The organism is Streptomyces sp. NPDC001781 (genome assembly GCF_053596035.1).
The window spans coordinates 230,038-245,832 of record NZ_JBSFFI010000005.1 but is presented as its reverse complement, the minus strand read 5'-3'; the positions used below and the strand labels follow the sequence as shown (position 1 = coordinate 245,832).

General features: G+C 74.4%; 19 protein-coding genes. 11 read left to right on the top strand and 8 right to left on the bottom strand.

The genetic code is table 11. The features are described 5' to 3' along the window. Positions 1–29 precede the first annotated feature (29 nt). The 3 genes from ACWCV3_RS07100 (at position 30) to ACWCV3_RS07090 (ending at position 2,522) form a co-directional block, all read left to right on the top strand. Positions 30–584, top strand: coding sequence for a methylated-DNA--[protein]-cysteine S-methyltransferase (locus tag ACWCV3_RS07100; protein ID WP_451219583.1), 555 nt, complete (start codon positions 30–32; stop codon positions 582–584). A 91-nt stretch (positions 585–675) separates the two neighbouring features. Further along, positions 676–1,584 (top strand): pseudouridine-5'-phosphate glycosidase, encoded by a 909-nt coding sequence (locus tag ACWCV3_RS07095; RefSeq protein ID WP_451219580.1) that lies wholly within the window; start codon positions 676–678, stop codon positions 1,582–1,584. Further along, entirely contained in the window at positions 1,569–2,522 is a 954-nt protein-coding gene (locus ACWCV3_RS07090; protein ID WP_451219683.1) for a carbohydrate kinase family protein, read from the top strand. The genes ACWCV3_RS07095 and ACWCV3_RS07090 overlap by 16 nt, the downstream gene beginning before the upstream one ends. A 12-nt stretch (positions 2,523–2,534) precedes the next feature. Here ACWCV3_RS07090 and ACWCV3_RS07085 read toward each other — a convergent pair whose 3' ends face one another. After that, positions 2,535–3,329 carry a methyltransferase gene (locus ACWCV3_RS07085; protein WP_451219577.1) on the bottom strand — a complete coding sequence of 265 codons (795 nt, stop codon included), beginning with the start codon at positions 3,327–3,329 and terminating at the stop codon, positions 2,535–2,537. Positions 3,330–3,505: 176 nt separating this feature from the next. On the opposite strand from ACWCV3_RS07085, the gene ACWCV3_RS07080 reads away from it, so the two are divergent. After that, entirely contained in the window at positions 3,506–4,633 is a 1,128-nt protein-coding gene (locus ACWCV3_RS07080; protein ID WP_451219574.1) for a magnesium and cobalt transport protein CorA, read from the top strand. Between the two features lie 31 nt (positions 4,634–4,664). Here the strand turns inward: ACWCV3_RS07080 and ACWCV3_RS07075 are convergent, their stop codons facing one another. Continuing rightward, positions 4,665–5,297: a uridine kinase gene (locus tag ACWCV3_RS07075; protein WP_451219571.1), complete on the bottom strand. Its 633-nt coding sequence runs from the start codon at positions 5,295–5,297 to the stop codon at positions 4,665–4,667. 103 nt (positions 5,298–5,400) lie between these two features. On the opposite strand from ACWCV3_RS07075, the gene ACWCV3_RS07070 reads away from it, so the two are divergent. Together ACWCV3_RS07070 and ACWCV3_RS07065 are read left to right on the top strand one after the other, a co-directional pair. After that, entirely contained in the window at positions 5,401–6,162 is a 762-nt protein-coding gene (locus ACWCV3_RS07070) for a DUF2293 domain-containing protein (protein WP_451219569.1), read from the top strand. A 240-nt stretch (positions 6,163–6,402) separates the two neighbouring features. Further along, entirely contained in the window at positions 6,403–7,890 is a 1,488-nt protein-coding gene (locus ACWCV3_RS07065) for a glutamate synthase subunit beta (RefSeq protein ID WP_451219566.1), read from the top strand. Positions 7,891–7,983: 93 nt separating this feature from the next. On the opposite strand, the gene ACWCV3_RS07060 is transcribed toward ACWCV3_RS07065, so the two are convergent. Both ACWCV3_RS07060 and ACWCV3_RS07055 read right to left on the bottom strand, forming a co-directional pair. Beyond that, on the bottom strand, positions 7,984–8,238 hold the full coding sequence (locus tag ACWCV3_RS07060; protein ID WP_030809830.1) for a DUF397 domain-containing protein: 255 nt from the start codon (positions 8,236–8,238) through the stop codon (positions 7,984–7,986). Then, positions 8,239–9,099 (bottom strand): helix-turn-helix domain-containing protein, encoded by an 861-nt coding sequence (locus ACWCV3_RS07055; protein ID WP_451219563.1) that lies wholly within the window; start codon positions 9,097–9,099, stop codon positions 8,239–8,241. 241 nt (positions 9,100–9,340) lie between these two features. On the opposite strand from ACWCV3_RS07055, the gene ACWCV3_RS07050 reads away from it, so the two are divergent. The 3 genes from ACWCV3_RS07050 to ACWCV3_RS07040 all read left to right on the top strand — a co-directional run bounded on the left by ACWCV3_RS07050 (position 9,341) and on the right by ACWCV3_RS07040 (position 10,991). Next, positions 9,341–10,042 carry an ATP-binding protein gene (locus ACWCV3_RS07050; RefSeq protein ID WP_451219561.1) on the top strand — a complete coding sequence of 234 codons (702 nt, stop codon included), beginning with the start codon at positions 9,341–9,343 and terminating at the stop codon, positions 10,040–10,042. Between the two features lie 26 nt (positions 10,043–10,068). Beyond that, the gene (locus tag ACWCV3_RS07045) at positions 10,069–10,461 is read left to right on the top strand and encodes a hypothetical protein (protein ID WP_451219680.1); all 393 of its coding nucleotides are present in this window, start codon (positions 10,069–10,071) and stop codon (positions 10,459–10,461) included. Between the two features lie 389 nt (positions 10,462–10,850). Next, positions 10,851–10,991 (top strand): hypothetical protein, encoded by a 141-nt coding sequence (locus tag ACWCV3_RS07040; RefSeq protein WP_451219558.1) that lies wholly within the window; start codon positions 10,851–10,853, stop codon positions 10,989–10,991. Here the strand turns inward: ACWCV3_RS07040 and ACWCV3_RS07035 are convergent. The 4 genes from ACWCV3_RS07035 to ACWCV3_RS07020 all read right to left on the bottom strand — a co-directional run bounded on the left by ACWCV3_RS07035 (position 10,957) and on the right by ACWCV3_RS07020 (position 14,843). Continuing rightward, positions 10,957–11,181, bottom strand: a complete 225-nt coding sequence (locus ACWCV3_RS07035; protein WP_451219556.1) for a hypothetical protein — start codon at positions 11,179–11,181, stop codon at positions 10,957–10,959. The two genes, ACWCV3_RS07040 and ACWCV3_RS07035, sit on opposite strands and share 35 nt — an antisense overlap. 189 nt (positions 11,182–11,370) lie before the next feature. Beyond that, positions 11,371–12,015, bottom strand: a complete 645-nt coding sequence (locus ACWCV3_RS07030) for a DUF899 domain-containing protein (RefSeq protein ID WP_451219554.1) — start codon at positions 12,013–12,015, stop codon at positions 11,371–11,373. A 98-nt stretch (positions 12,016–12,113) separates the two neighbouring features. Beyond that, positions 12,114–13,964, bottom strand: a complete 1,851-nt coding sequence (locus ACWCV3_RS07025) for an FUSC family protein (protein ID WP_451219552.1) — start codon at positions 13,962–13,964, stop codon at positions 12,114–12,116. A gap of 57 nt (positions 13,965–14,021) precedes the next feature. Beyond that, complete coding sequence (locus ACWCV3_RS07020) at positions 14,022–14,843, bottom strand: nucleotidyltransferase domain-containing protein (protein ID WP_451219549.1); 822 nt, start codon at positions 14,841–14,843, stop codon at positions 14,022–14,024. A gap of 94 nt (positions 14,844–14,937) precedes the next feature. Here ACWCV3_RS07020 and ACWCV3_RS07015 point away from each other — a divergent pair, with 94 nt between their 5' ends. Both ACWCV3_RS07015 and ACWCV3_RS07010 read left to right on the top strand, forming a co-directional pair. After that, a complete protein-coding gene (locus ACWCV3_RS07015) occupies positions 14,938–15,348 on the top strand; it encodes a RidA family protein (protein ID WP_451219546.1) in 411 nt (136 codons plus the stop codon). Further along, the gene (locus ACWCV3_RS07010) at positions 15,345–15,794 is read left to right on the top strand and encodes a GNAT family N-acetyltransferase (RefSeq protein WP_451219543.1); all 450 of its coding nucleotides are present in this window, start codon (positions 15,345–15,347) and stop codon (positions 15,792–15,794) included. Before ACWCV3_RS07015 ends, ACWCV3_RS07010 begins: the two co-directional genes overlap by 4 nt. Position 15,795 lies beyond the last annotated feature (1 nt).

Below are 15,795 nucleotides of genomic sequence, written 5' to 3'. Positions count from 1 at the left end.
TGTCAGTGGCGGGCCGTAACGTGGCCGGCATGGACAGCCGGGAGCAGGACGGGCAGCGGGTCGTGTGGGCGGTCGTGGACAGCCGTATCGGCCCGCTGCTGCTGGCCGCGAGCGGTCAGGGACTGGTCAACGTGGTCTTCCACGCCACCGGCCCGGTGTGCGAGCGCGCGCTGAGACGGCTTGCGGCGCGGTACGGAACCGAGCCGGTCGGGGAGCCGGGCGCGCCCCTGCTGGCCGAGGCGATACGCCAGGTCGACGCCTACATGGCGGGCGAGCGCAAGGACTTCGACCTGCCCCTGGACTGGTCGCTGGTCTCGGGCTTCAACCGGGCGGTGCTGCGCGAGCTGGCCCACGGCGTCCCGTACGGCACGGTGGTCGGCTACGGCGAGCTGGCCCGGCGGGCGGGCCGGCCGGGCGGAGCGCAGGCGGTGGGAACCGCGATGGGCGCCAACCCGCTGCCGGTCGTGGTGCCGTGCCACCGGGTGGTGGAGAGCGACGGCGGGATCGGGGGTTTCGGCGGCGGGCTGGAGACGAAGCGGCGGTTGCTCGCGCTGGAGGGCGTGCTGCCCGAGCCGCTGTTCTGACGGCGACTCCCCGCCGATTCCGGGGCCCGGCGTTTGGCCGGCGGCCGCGTCCGCCAGGAATGAGGGGAGGCGACTGACGGGAGGCGGGCGCGTGGTGCTGGTGTTGTCGGAGGAGGTCCGGGAGGCGACGGGCACCGGAAGACCGGTGGTGGCCCTGGAGTCCACGATCATCGCGCACGGGCTGCCACGCCCGCGCAATCTCCAGGTGGCGCTGGAGCTGGAGGACGTGGTCCGACGCGAGGGGGCCGTGCCCGCGACGATCGCCGTGCTCGACGGGAAGCCCCATGCCGGTCTGGAAAAGGGCCAGTTGGAGCGGGTCGCCAACGAGGACGGCATCCGCAAGCTGGGCCACCGGGACCTGCCGCTCGCCATGGCGTCCGGGGCGAGCGGAGCGACCACGGTGTCGGCGACGGCACGGCTGGCGGCACTGGCCGGCATCCGGGTGTTCGCCACCGGCGGGCTGGGCGGGGTGCACCGTCAGTGGACGGCGACCCAGGACGAGTCGGCCGACCTCGGGCTGCTGGCCCGGACCCGGATCACCGTGGTGTGCGCGGGCGTGAAGTCGATCCTGGACGTACCGGCCACCGTGCAGCGGCTGGAGACCCTGGGTGTGGCCGTCGCCGGTTACCGGACCGAGCGTTTCCCCGGCTTCTACCTGTCCGACTCGGGCCATCCGGTGGACTGGACGCTGCGGGACCCGGAGCAGGTCGCCGAGGTCATGCGGGCGCAGGACTCGCTCGGCGGGCCGGAGTCGGCGCTGATCGTGGCCAATCCGGTCCCGCCGGAGCGGCAGCTAGATCCCGAGCTGCACGCGCGCGTGCTGGCGGAGGCGCTGCGGGCCTGTGAGCAGGAGGGGATCACCGGCCAGGCCGTCACGCCGTTCCTGCTGGCCCATCTCGTCCGGCACACGGACGGGGCGTCGCTGCGGGCCAACCTGGCCGCGGTGCGCGGCAACGTGGAGCTGGCGGCGCGGATCGCCACGGCCTGGGCGAGGAGGTGACCGGCGGTCCGGCGGGAGGGCTGCTGGTCGTCGGGGACGTGATCACCGACGTGGTGGCCCGGCACCGGGGACCGCTGGCCGCGCGCACCGACACGGCCGCCGTGATCCGGACCCTGCCGGGGGGCGCGGGCGCCAATGTGGCGTGCTGGGCGGCCGACGCGGGGTGCGCGGACGTGCGGCTGCTGGCGCGGGTGGGCGCGGACGCGGCGCGGTGGCACGAGCGGGAGCTGCTGGCGGCCGGGGTGCGGTCACGGCTGGTGGTGGACCCGGTGGCGCCGACCGGCACGGTCATCTGTCTGGTCGACGGCGAGGCGGCGGCCGAGCGCACGTTCCTCACCTCCAGCGGGGCTTCGCTGCGAATCGAACCGGCCGACTGGTCGGAGGAGTTGCTCGACGGGGTGGCCCGGCTGCACCTGTCGGGGTACCTGCTGTTCGCCGGCTCCAGCCGGGCGCTGGCCGAGACCGCTCTGGTGGCGGCGCGGGCGCGCGGGGTGCGGGTCAGCCTGGATCCGGCCTCTGCGGGGTTCATCGCGCGGTTCGGGCCGGACCGGTACCTGGAGTTCGCCAGGCAGTGCGACGTGCTGCTGCCCAGCCGGGACGAGGCGTGCCTGCTGACCGGGTTGCCCGACTGGGCCGAGGCGGCGGCGGAGTTGAGCGGGTTCGGGCCGCTGGTGGTGGCCAAGTCGGGGGCGGAGGGGGCGCTGGTGGCGCGGTCGGGGGTGGTGAGCGCCCGGATTCCGGCGGTGCCGGCCCGGCCGACGGACAGCACGGGTGCCGGGGACGCGTTCACCGGCGCGTTCCTCGCGGCTCTGGTGGCGGGTGCCCGGGCGGAGGTCGCGGCCGAACGGGGGTGCCGGGCGGGGGCGCGGGCGGTGGAGCGGGTGGGCGGCCGGCCGCCGCGCCCGGACGGCGACCGGCCTGCGCCGCGCGCCCTCTGAGGCAGGCGTCGCTCAGACCTTGCGCCCCCACGCCGAGATCATCGGCGCCGTGGCCAGATCCATGCCGCCCGCCGCGACGTTGGCGAGGTGGCGGTCGATGTCCTCGTCGGTGGCGAGTCCCGCTTCGACCAGGCGGTCCCGGATCTGCCGGACCGTGGCCAGTTCGAGCGCGCTGCACGCCGGTGAGGTGAGCGGGAAGTACGCGTCGGCCCCGACATGCAGCAGCCCGGCCTCACGGAGCAGCCGCGGCAGCCGGCGCCCGTAGGAGAGGTCGGCGCCGCGCTCGGCGAGGAGCCGGCGGAAGCCCTGGCGGAGGCGATTGGCCAGCCGTTCCTCGGGCCCGTGTTCGTCGGGGCAGGTCAGGGGTTGCAGCGCCGGGTCGGCGTCCTCGACCAGCAGCCGGCCGCCGGGCCGCAGCGCGTCGATCATGGAACGCAACGCCCGCTCCCGGTCCGGTACGTGGACGAGCACGAGCCGGGCGTGCACCAGGTCGAAGCCGTGGCCCGGCGGTTCCTCGGCGCCCACGTCATGGGTACGGACCTCCACCGGCGGCCGGGCCACGGCCTCCAGGCGCGAGGTGTCGATGTCGGTGGCGAGGACGGTGCCGGTCGGCCCGACCTTCCGGGCGAGCCAGGAGACGACGGAGGTGCCGCCGGCGCCGACCTCCCAGCAGCGCAGGCCGGGACCGATACCGAGTCGTTCGAGGTGGCGGAACGTGGTGGGGTCGAAGAGTGAGGCGAAGGCGTCGAAGCGCTCGCCCGCCTCGGTCTGCCGGTTGTCCAGGAGGTATCCGTCCGATGACGTCATGCCGGCATCGTCCCAGCCGGTCGCCGGGTGGGCGGCGGCCGACCCTCCGTCCACAGGCTGGAATCAAACGGAACCTGATGTTCCCACAGGCTTTCCCGGCCTTCTCGGCGGACTGGCAGACTGACCGGGCACGGCACGAGACGTGTCGGTGCGGAGATCCAGGCAAGGAGATCCAGATGTCGATGGCGGGGAATCTGCGGAAAGTCACGAAGCTGGGCAAGGTCGGCGGCCTGCGCAAGGTCGCCGGTATGACCCGGCGCCGGCCGCGTGTGGACCTGAGCCACCCGGCCAGGTCACCGCTGGGTTCCTCGGTCGTGAACTGCGTGATGTATCAGGACGGCATACGCGTGCCGGGCTCCGCCGATGTGGTCGAGGCGCTGAAGACGGTCCGCAACACCGGCGACGGCTTCGTCTGGCTCGGTCTGCACGAGCCGACCGCAGAGGAGTTCACCGATGTCGCCGAGCTCTTCGACCTGCACCCGCTGGCGGTGGAGGACGCGGTGGAGGCCCACCAGCGGCCGAAACTGGAGCGGTACGGCGACACGCTCTTCGCGGTGCTGAAGACGGTGTGTTACGTGGAGCACGAGAAGCTGACGGCGACGAGCGAGGTGGTGGACACCGGCGAGATCATGGTGTTCGTCGGCGAGGACTTCGTCATCACCGTGCGGCACGGCCGCCATGGCTCGCTGGGGCCGCTGCGCGAGGAGTTGGAGTCGCACCCGCGTCAGCTCGCCAAGGGCCCCTCGGCGGTGCTGCACGCCGTCGCGGACCACGTGGTGGACGAGTATCTGAACGTCACGGACGCGGTGCAGGGTGATGTCGAGCAGGTCGAGACGGACGTCTTCTCGGAGGAGGGCGGGCGCGCCGATCCGGGAAGGATCTACCAGCTCAAGCGCGAACTGCTCGAACTGAAGCGGGCCGCGGTACCACTGGTGCGCCCGGTGGAGGACCTGGCGACGCGGCCGATGAGGGTGGTCGATCCGGAGATACAGGCGTACTTCCGTGATGTGATGGACCATCTGATACGGGCCAAGGACCAGATCGCCGCGTTCGACGAGATGCTCAACTCCATCCTTCAGGCGCACCTGGCCCAGGTGACGGTCGCGCAGAACGAGGACATGCGGAAGATCACGGCCTGGGCGGCGATCGTCGCGGTGCCGACGATGGTCTGCGGGGTCTACGGCATGAACTTCACGTACATGCCGGAGGCGCGCTGGCACTACGGCTATCCGGTGATCATGGGCATCACCGCACTGGCCTGTGTCGCGCTGTGGCGGGGCTTCCGGCGCAACGGCTGGTTCTGATCCGCCCGGCCGCCGGGGCCGGCAGGCGCGGTCAGCCGTTCCAGGCGGGGTGCCGGGGGTCGTCGGCGCGCACGACCACGTCGGCCGCGGCGGCCGGGTCGGTCTCCGTCTCGTAGCGGGCGAAGGCGGGGAGGGTCCAGTGGTCGGTGTCGGGGGTGCGGCGGCGCAGGGCGCCGGAAGACAGCAGGACGTGGACGGACAGGTCGAAGGGGAACCAGTGCCGCAGAAGGAGGGGCCCGTGCAGGAGCAGCACCCCGCCGGGCGGTAGCTGCACGTAGGAGCTGCGGGTGGCGCGGTCGGTGACCGGGTCCCACAGGTCGGGCAGTACCCGCCCGTCTCCTCCGGCGTCCAGGGGGCCGAGGACCTCGCGCCACAGCGCACCGGTGTCGAACCAGCCGCTGTAGTAGGACTCCTCGTCGCGCCGCCCGTGCTCCAGGCGGAGGGAGGCGGGCCGCAGGAAGCCCTCGGCGCCGACGACCAGGGAGGACCGCCCGCGCACCCGGAGCGCCTCGGAGATCCGGGTGGCGAGGTCACCCGGCCCGGCGGCGGGCGCTCCGTCGAGGCCCACCCGCGTCCAGGGGCTGCCGTCGGCGGGCTCCAGCGCCAGGATGCGGTCGGCGAGCCGTTCTGCCAGCCGCTCCCAGGTGATCGCTTCGAGTCGCACACGCCCATGATGCCGGGAAGCCGGAAGGGGACGGAAAGCAGGGAGGCAGCAACTGCCCCGTCCTGTGCGGGAGGGCAGGCCTGTGGCGGGGAATGAACCGCGTATGGCACGTCCCGCAGGTGCACACCGTCCCGTGGAGCGTCTCTCCCCCGCGCCGCCCGGCGCCGGGGGCGGCCCGGTCGTGGTGCAGCCGCGGCGGCGGAAGCACTGCGCGGCCTGCCGGCAGGGGCCGCTGGCGCTGCTGGTGCTGGAGGACGGGGTTCCGCGCTGCCTCGACTGCGCGGATCTGGGGCACCTGGTGTTCCTGCCGCGCGGGGACGCCGCGCTGACCCGCAGGGCGCGGCAGGAGAGCGCGTTGTCGGCGGTGGTGGTGCGGTTCGCGCGGCGGCGTGGCCGCTACGAGCGCCAGGGCCTGCTGGTGGAGGGGGCCGCGCTGGCGCGGGCGGAGGAGCGGTGCCTGGCGGACGCGGAGGTCCGCCGGCGTCGCCGGGCACGGGACGCGCGGCGCCGGGCGGCGGAGGACGAGCGTTTCGTGGCACGGTTCGCGGCGGAGATCGGGCGGCTCTTCCCCGGCTGTCCGGCCGGCCGGGCGCGGGCGGTCGCCGGGCACGCGGCCCTGCGGGGCAGCGGGCGGGTCGGGCGGAGCGCGGCCGGGCGGGCGCTGTCGGAGGCCGCGGTGACCTCGGCGGTGGCGGCCTCGGTACGGCATCTGGACACGCCGTACGACGCGCTGCTGATGAGCGGGGTGCCCCGGCGCGAGGCGCGCGAGCGGATCAACGGGGCGGTGGCGGGAGTGCTGCGGGAGTGGCGGGAGCAGCCCGCGCGGGAGGTGGTGGAGCCGGGACGGGAACAGGGAGAGGTGTGACGGGAGTGGGGCCAGGGAGCGGTGGTTCGCCGGGGCGGACCGGTGGTGTGAGGAGTGCGGGAAGGTGGCGTCCGCCACCCTGCGCGAGGCTCGGTGGCGACGTATCGTGGCCGGAAGGACACCGGGACCGCGTCGCCCGGGTGCCGGGTGGTCACCGGATGACCGCCGCCCGATGCCGCGGGGACCGTGGCACTCCCGGCCGCCGCCGTACCCCGGTACACGTCCGCGAGGAAGACGCGCATGGCCGATCCCAAGGGGTTCATGAGCACACCGCGCCAGGAATGGCCGCGGCGGCCCGTGGTGGAGCGGGTCCGGGACTGGGACGAGGTCTACGTGCCGGGGGCGTTGCTGCCGATCGTCGGTGCGCAGGCGAACCGGTGCATGGACTGCGGGATTCCCTTCTGCCACGACGCGTGTCCGCTGGGGAACCTGATCCCCGAGTGGAACGACCTGGTGGCCCGGTCGGACTGGCGCGCGGCGAGCGAGCGGCTGCACGCGACGAACAACTTCCCGGAGTTCACAGGCCGGTTGTGCCCGGCGCCCTGCGAGGCGGGGTGTGTGCTGGCCATCAACCAGCCCGCCGTCACGATCAAGAACGTGGAGTGGGCGATAGCCGAGCGGGCCTGGGAGGAGGGGTTCGTGCCACCCAGGCCGCCGGACCGGCTGTCCGGGAGGACGGTCGCGGTGATCGGGTCCGGGCCGACCGGCCTGGCCGCCGCGCAGCAGCTCACACGGGCCGGGCACACCGTGGCGGTGTACGAGAGGGACGACCGCATCGGGGGGCTGATGCGGTACGGCATCCCCGAGTTCAAGATGGAGAAGCGCTTTCTGGACCGGCGCCTGGAGCAGATGCGGGCGGAGGGGACGCGGTTCCGTACGTCGACGGCGGTCGGCCGGGACGTGCCAGGACCGGAGCTGCGGGCGCGGTACGACGCGGTGGTGATCGCCACCGGAGCCACGGCATGGCGGGAACTGCCCGTGCCAGGGCGGGAGTTGACCGGGGTCCACCAGGCCATGGAGTACCTGCCGCCGGCCAACCGGGTGTGCGCGGGCGACCTGGAGGCCAACCCCCTGTCGGCGGCCGGACGGCATGTGGTGATCGTGGGTGGCGGGGACACCGGGGCCGACTGTCTGGGGACGGCGGTGCGCGAGGGCGCCGCGTCCGTGACCCAGCTGGACATCTACGCCCGGCCGGGTGCCGAGCGGGACGCGGAGGCGGAACCCTGGCCGACGTACCCGAAGCTCTACCGTCTCTCCGGTGCGCACGAGGAGGCGGCCGAGCTGCGGACCGCTCCGGCGGCGGACGCGGACGCGCGGCTGTTCGCGGCGTCCACGCTCCGGTTCACCGCAGACGGCCGCGGGCGGGTGAAGGAGCTGCACCTGGTGGAGGTGGACGAGCGGCGGCAGCCGGTGACCGGCACGGAGCGGGTGCTGCCGGCCGACCTGGTGCTGCTGGCGCTCGGATTCTCCGGGCCGGACCGCACGGACGGCCTCATCGACCAGTTGGGGCTGGAGACGGAGCCGCGCGGCACGCTCGCGCGGGACGGAACGTTCGCCACGAACGTGCCGGGTGTGTTCGCCGCCGGGGACGCGGCGCGCGGTCAGTCGCTCGTGGTGTGGGCCATCGCTGAGGGCCGGGCGGTGGCGGCGGCCGTGGACCGGTACCTGATGGGTGAGTCGTGGCTGGAGGCACCCATCTCGCCGAACGACCGGCCGATGGCGATGTAGCCGGCGGCCGGACGCACGGAAGGCGGCGGGGAGGGGGCGGGGAAGGGGGCGGGGCGGGGGTGGTGCGCAGAGTCAAAAAGCAGTGACGGCCGGTCAGGAGAGCAGGAAGTCCGCCTCTCCCGCCTTCGCGCCCTCGATGAAGGCGGTCATCTCGGCGGTGGTGTATATCAGCGCGGGACCGTCCGGGTCGGTGGACTGGCGTACGGCGATGCGGCCGTCGGCCAGCTTCATGGCCTCCAGGCAGTTGCCGCCGTTGCCGCCGCTCCAGGGCTTGTGCCAGCCCACGGCGCCCAGCTCCCGCGCGGGCATGCCGTTGTAGACGCGGCGGCGCGGATTGATGCGATCCATTCACAGCTCCTTGCGGAGATCCCGCAGGATCTCCTTCGTGCGTTGTGCCGTGGCGGCCTGTGCCGCCATGCGGTCCATGACCTCCAGGTGGGTCGCCACCTCGGAACGCGCGTCGAGGTAGACGGCGCCGGTCAGGTACTCGCTGTAGACCATGTCCGGGAGTTCGGGCATGGCGAACCGGAACAGTACGAAGGGGCCGTACGTGCCCGGATGCGGCCCGTTGGCGAACGGGGCCACCTGGAGGGTGACGCCGGGCAGCGTCGTGGCCTCCAGGAGTTTGTCGAGCTGGGCGCGCATCACCTCGGGGCCGCCGACCGGGCGGCGCAGGGCGGTCTCGTCCATCACGGCCCAGAAGCGCGGCGCGTCGGAGCGGGTGAGGAGTTCCTGACGGCGCATCCGGAGATCTACGTGGCGCTCGATGTCGTCGGGGCTGGTCTGGCCGACGGCTCCGGATCTGAGCACCCCGCGCGCGTAGTCCTCGGTCTGGAGCAGGCCGGGGACGAAGTGCGGCTCGTAGGAGCGGATGAGCGCGGCGGCGCCCTCCAGGCTGACGTACATCGAGAACCAGCCGGGCAGGATGTCGTGGAACCGCTGCCACCAGCCGGGCCGGTTGGCCTCCTCGGCGAGTTGGACGAAGAGTTCGGCCTCGTCGTCCGGGACGCCGTAGGACCTCAGCAGGAGTTGGAGGTAGGGGATCTTGAGGGAGACCTCGGCCATCTCCATGCGGCGCACGGTGGCGGGGGCGACGCGGAGGACGCGGGCGGCCTCCTCGCGCTTGAGCCCGGCGCGTTCCCGCAGGTCCAGCAGGCGGCGGCCGAGGACCACCTGACCGACGGTCGGCGCGGACCGCGGTTCGCTCACGTTGCCACCTCCGACGAATGGGATACCGGTTGCCTCGGGCGGGGATACCTGGAGAAGGGACCCCGACAGCCCTGCGGCGCCGTTCGAAGACCGGCTCGGCGATCCGGACGGATCGGCGAGGGTTCCAATTGGCGCCGCGCGAGGTGCTGTTGCGAGCAGTGTGCCACGGCCGTTCACCGCGTCATACCGCACTCTGCATTTTTCAGAGTGGCACTTGCCAAGTGTTCACGGCGGGGAGATAGTGGCAAGCGTGATTCCGTCCGCGCCCTTAGGAACAGACTCCGCCGCAGACCGTTCCCGTCCCGGCGTCGCTCGGGAACCGGCAACGGCCGGGACCGGCCGCCGGTTCCGTTTCGAGCTGGCCGCGCATCCGGGTTCACCGGCCCGCGCCAGACGCCTGGCGCGGACCCGGCTCGCCGACTGGTCGGTGTGCGCGGACACCTGTGAGAGCGCGGTCCTGGTCGTCTCCGAACTGGTCACCAACGCCGTCGTGCACACCGCGAGCAGTCGCGTGGTGTGCGAACTGGCCGACCACGACGGCATGGTGCGCATAGCCGTGCGGGATGAGGGGTGTGGCCCCGGTGAGCCCCACCCGGCACAACAGCGGCCCGACGAGGAGCACGGGAGGGGGTTGCTTCTCGTCGCCGCACTGTGCCGCGCCTGGGGTGCCCAGGAGTACGGACCGGGCCTGCTCGTCTGGGCCGAGCTGGACCGCGGTCCCACCGCGGGCGGCCTGCCCGGCACCCCGGTGCGCACGGACACCTGCGCCGGCACCCGCACCGCCACCGAGCCCCGCCGCGACCTCGGCTGGGGGACGCGCGGCAAGCCCGACCCCGCCCGTGCTCCCGGCGAGGACGTGCGCTCCGCCCCCGCCCGCCACATCCGGGTGCCCGAGCAGTACGTCCACGCCGCCGAACGGGCCGAAGCCCGGAGCCGGCCGTGACCGGCGCCGCCGGGCGGCCGCTCGGCATGAACACCCTGGTACGGCTCGGACGCGGCCTCCCCGCTCCGGACCGGGTCCCCGGGCCGGCGGTACCGGAGGGCATGACCGCCCCGCTCGGCTGCGACGCCGTCGCCGTGCCCGACCGCCTGGCCGCCCTGATAGTCCCCCGGCTCCCCCGGGTGGGCTGCGTGTACGCCGAGGGCGGGCGCTGGTGGTGGCTCGTCCCGGCCGACTCCGACTACGCGCTCCCCTGGCCCGCCCCGGCTCAGTACGCCCCCGGCGCCCCCGTCCCCCGCACCGCCCGTCTGCTGCACCGCCCGGCCGGCACGATCCCCTACACCCCGCCGATCCCGCTGTACCTGGCCCTGTGCCGGGTCACCGGCACCACCCCGGACTGGTCCCGCCCCATACCGGCCTGACGGCACGCGCACACCGTGCGGGACCCGGTGCGGCAGCCCGGGTGCCTGTCCACGCGCACCCCCGTACGCCCCCTTTGCCCCCGCTCGCGCTCTGCCCGTGCCGGGCGCCCGCCGGGATAGTGGCCGTTCGGTCACGGCGAGCGGGAGGTCCGCGGTGCGGCAGCGACGGGGGCGGAAGAGGCAAGGCGAGTCGAAGGACCCGGACGGCCCGGAGGTCTCCGAGTCGGAGCGGCTGCTCTTCGGCGGCCCCCTCCGGTACGACATGGGGTGGAACGAGCACGCCGACGCGTTCCTGGAGCTGAGCCTGCGCTCGATGGTGCGACGACTGCCCGGCATGCTGGCGTCCAGCCTGGAACTGGCCCGGCACCTCGGTCAGGCACGCGGATCTGGTGCATGTGCTGGAGCGTGGCCGGCTGGTGGAGTCCGGCACCCCGGACGAGTTGCTCGCGCGGGGCGGGGTGTACGCGGAGCTGTACGCGCTCCAAGCCGGGCAGTTCACCGCCCCCGCTCCCGCGCCGAGGACCGGCTGAGCCGGCTCCGCGCGGGACGGTCCACGCCCTCGGCGTCGCGCAGGATCACCAGGAAGGCGTCGGTCGCCAGGTCCATCACGACCTCGGCCGGCATCCCTTCCTGCCGTCGCGCGTGCGCGAACTCCTCCGCGGGCCATGAGCCGCGCGGGCCGCCCGCGGGAAAGCGTTCGAGCACCGTCCGCCCCATCACCGTCTCGCACCTCCAGTCCAGCGTCGTGCTTACCGGAGCCGACGCGCTGGAAGGGGTGCTCGCCTCGCCCGGTGACGGGACTGGGACACAGCCGGCACCGGTTCACAGCCGAACGGGTGCCTCCGCTCGCCGCGGGGACGGCGGCGGGCGCTCCCGGTGCCCGGACGGACACCGGACGGCACCGTGCGGTCAGTGGTCGTACTCGTCGTGCAGGCGGAGCCGGTCGCCGCCGCGCGGGTGGCGGCCGAGGGCGGTGAGATCGAGCAGGCCGGAGAAGGCGCCGATGCCGTCCAGGGCCTCGTCGTACACCGAGTAGGTGTGGAGGATCCGGTCGCCGTCGCGCAGGAAGCAGCTCAGGCCGGGGCGTTCGGCGGGGGCGCCGTCGCGGTCCACGGTCGCCTCGAAGTCGCGGTTGAAGTCGCTGTGGCATGAGGAGTACCACGGCACGGTCCAGCCCATCCGCGCCTTGAAGGGCAGCAGCCGGGTGAAGGGCGCGAGCGAGACGGCCGCGAAGGCGGTGTCGCGGGCCCGCAGATGGGCGAGGGGGCCGATCTGGTCGAGGAAGGCCGCGCAGCAGGGGCAGCCGGCCTCCTGCTGCGGCGCGAACATGAAGTGGTGCACGACGAGCTGGGCACGGTCACCGAACAGGTCGAGCAGGGTGGCCTTGCCGTCACCGCCCTCGAAGACGTACTCGTCGGAGACCTCGACCATGGGCAGCCGCCGCCGTTCGGCGTCGAGCGCGGCCCGTGCGCGCTCGAGGGCCAGCTCCTTGCGCCGTAACTCCTCGCGTGCCGTCCGCCACCGCTCGCGGCTGACGATCTCCGGAAGCGACATGAGTCCTCCTGTCCGACGGTCCGTCCGGGGTGCTGACCGCGGACGGGGGCACAACTCATCGGCGCGGGGCGGACTTCTTTCCCGCGGGCGGCAGCCGGCTACGCGGCCGTGCCGAGTCCGGTCCAGTCGCGGCCCCCGGCCTCCAGTTCCCGCAGCGCCGACCGGAGCTGCCCGGTGTGCCGGGGGGTGAGGCGGCCGGTGTCGTCGAGGTGGACCGCGCAGGCGGTGGTGGTGTCCACGAGCCGTTCCAGCGCGGCGGCCACCTGGTCGGTGCCTCGCGTGTGCCGGGCCAGGGCGGGCAGTTCGGCGGCGGAGACGGCGATGGCGGTACGGGCCTCGGCGAGGGCGCGGTACGCCTCGCGGCGCAGCGCCCAGCGTTCGGTGTGGTCGCCGGTCTCGGCGAGGACGTGCACGAGATAGGCGTGCGCGGCGTCCCCGGCGGCGGCGAGCCGGGCCCGTACGCCGGCGCCCTGGCGGCCCGGCATCGGCAGGTGGCCGACGATCAGGACCAGCGCGCAGGCCACCATGGTCTCGGCGATCCGGCCGAGGCACGCCTGCGGTTCCCCGCCGGCCATGACCAGTGCGAGCACGAGCACCGTGACGACGGCGGTCAGCGCGGCGAAGTGACGGGTGGAGACGGGCAGCAGCGCGCCGCACACCGTGACCAGCACGATCAGCCCCGCCGGGCTGGGCAGCAGCGCGGCCAGGCCGGCGAACACCAGCGCGCCGAGCACGGTCCCGGCGGCCCGGCACAGCACACGGGAGACCAGCGGGCCGAGGTCGGGCTTGACGAGGAAGACGGCGGTCAGCGGCAGCCAGTACCAGTGCGGGTGGCTGCCGTACCAGCCGGTGTGGTGCAGCGCCTGCGCGATACCGGCTCCGGCGCCGAAGCAGAGGGCGACGCGCAGCCCGTACTCGCGGCCCGCCGTGCCGGACATCGCCCGCAGGGCGCCGCGTAGGCCGCCGCGCCGGCCCCGGGTGAGGGGGCGGGCGCTTCCGGCGCGGTCGAACGCCTCGGCGGCGCGCAGCAGGGCGTCGTCGAGGGCGCGCAGGGCGGGGGCGGCACGCGTGGGGGCGGGCAGCGGCCCGGCGGCCGTGTTGTCGCGGACGGCTGCGGCGAGCCTGCGGGGGCCCGCCGAGGCCCGCGCGCAGAGCGGGTCGCCGGCCCAGGCGAGGGCGGTGGCGGCCTCGCCCAGGGGCAGCGCGGCCCGGTACTGGGCGTGCAGGCGGCGTTCGGCGGCGGAGGCGGCGCGGCGGCGGAGCCGGGGGCCGGCGAGGGCGTCCTGCGCGTGGTCGAGGGCGGCGGTGAGCGCGGCCCGGCGGGCGGGGGCGGTGTCGGTGCCGGCCGCGTCGAGGAGGGCGGCGACGGCGTCGTACACGTCGGCCACCGCCTTGCGTTCGCCGTCGAAGCGGAAGTCGCCCGCGAGGGAGCCGGGGGTGGGCAGGGCGAGGCGGAGCAGGATCAGCCAGAAGGCTCCGGCGAGGAAGGCGAGGGCGCCCTGCCACGCGGGCGGCCCGGCGGGGGTACCCGCGCCGACGGCGGCGGTGACGAGGAGCTGGGTGCCGGCCGCCGAGGCGACCGGGCCGACGGCGCTGATCGAGCCCGCCAGCAGGCCGAGCACGGTCAGGGCGAGGGTGAGCGGCACGGCCGACAGGTGCTGTCCGCCGTAGGTGCCGGCGAGCAGGCCGAGGGCTCCGGCCAGGGCGGGGGTGCCGAGACGGTCGACGGCGGCGCGCCGGCTGCCGGGGCGGTCGTTGATCCCGGCGAGCATCGCGCCGATCGCGGCGAGGACGCCCTCGGCGGTCTGTCCGGCGAGCATCCCGGCGACCAGCAGCGGTCCGGCGGCGAGAGCGCCCCGGGCCATCGCGCTCCAGGGCACGGGGCCGCGCTGGGCGCGGAAGGCGTGGGCCAGCCAGGGCGGAAGTGACCGGACGGCGGGACGCGACACGGGGCTCCTGTTCGGACGAGGGCGGGGGCCTTCGGACGACGGTGGCCGAGTGGGGCGTCACTCCAGGGTAGAGGGTGGCGCGGTGGTGGGTGCGACGCGCGGGTTTCGGGGAGGTGAAAGGTGTCGCTGGGGCGTGAGCAGGATCTCCTCGGCCTCGGTCACCGCGCGTTCCAGGTCGCCGGGGGTGAGGGCGCCGGTCACCTCGTCGATCCGGCGCAGTCCGGCACGTTCCAGCAGCCGTTTCTCGTTGGTGATCCATTCCCCGCGCTCGGCCAGCACCGCGTGCGCGGCCTGGGCCGCGGCGGTGGCCAGCGCACCGGCGACCTCGGTGAGCCGCCCGTGCGGGGCGTGGCCGGCGCGGGCGTAGCCGAGGGTGGCGCGGGCGGTGTCCCGCCAGCGCGCGGGGGCGGTGCGGCGCAGCGCTTCCGGATAGGCGGCGGGGCGGGGCAGGGTGCCGCGCAGCACCCGGTTGACGGCCAGCTCGGCGACGATCAGGTACGTGGGGATCCCGGCCAGGTGGAACAGCAGCGGCTCGACCCGGAAACGGCCCTGCTCCGCCTCGGCCAGCTCGTGCTCGACGCTGCGGAGATCCCGGTAGTGGATGTCGACCCGGCGGCCGTCGACGGTGAGCCACGCCCCTCCGTTGAACACCCCGCCGCCCCAGCCGCCGATCTCGGAGACCTCGCCCTCCCAGCCGAGGGCGCGCAGGTCGTCCGGGTCGAAGTCACCCCGGTAGTACACGGCGAGGTCCCAGTCGCTGTCCTCGGTGTGGGTGCCCTGGGCCCGCGACCCGCCGAGCGCGACGGCGCGCACGGTGGGCAGCCCGGCCAGCCGGTCGGCGGTGGCGGACAGGAAATCGGCGTCCGAGGGGGCGGGCACGGCGGCTCCTCACTGTGATCGATATTCGAATGCGCGGGCGACTCCGGGTGGTCCATGATGGGCGGTCGTCCGCCCGCGCTTCCAGGGAGCCGCCATGATCCGCCGTGTCACCGTGCCCGGTCTCTTGCCACCGCCGACCTACTCCCATGCCTCCGTGGTGGAGGCGGGCACCCGGCTCGCCTTCCTCGCGGGCGCGGTTCCGCTGGACGAGGAGGGCGCACTGGTCGGGCCCGGCGATCCGGTGGCCCAGGCCGGGCAGGTGATCGCCAACCTGCGGGAGCAGTTGCGGGCCGTGGGCAGCGGCCTGGAACACGTGCTGGTGACCGAGGTGTACGTGGTGAGCGACCAGCCCTCGGTGCTCTCGTCGGTGTGGGAGGTGGTGGAGGCGTCCGGCCTCGGCAAGGGCCCGCACTCCTCCACCCTGCTGGGCGTCGCCTGTCTCGGCTACACCGGCCAGCTGGTGGAGATCACCGCCACGGCCGCGATCCCGGAGGCGGGCGAATGACGGTCCTGCTGCGTCGGGCCACCCCGGCGGACGCCCCCGCCACGGCCGACGTCTGGCTGCGCTCCTTCGCCGCCGCCCTGCCGGCGGTCGTCCGTCCCCACTCCGACGACGCGGTGCGCGCCTACGTCCGCGACGTGGTGATCCCGCTGCACGAGACGTGGGTGGCCGAGGCGGAGGAGGGCGCGATCATCGGGATGATGGTGCTCGACGGGGGCCTGCTGTCCCAGCTCTACCTGGACCCCGCCCACCGCGGGCGCGGCCTCGGCGACCGGTTCGTGGCGCTGGCCAAGGAGCGCGTTCCGTCCGGGCTGACGCTGTGGACGTTCCAGGTGAACGAGCCCGCGCACCGCTTCTACGAGCGCCACGGCTTCGTCGCCGTCGAGCGCACCGACGGCCAGGACAACGAGGAACGGGAGCCGGACGTGCGGTACGTCTGGCAGCCCTGAG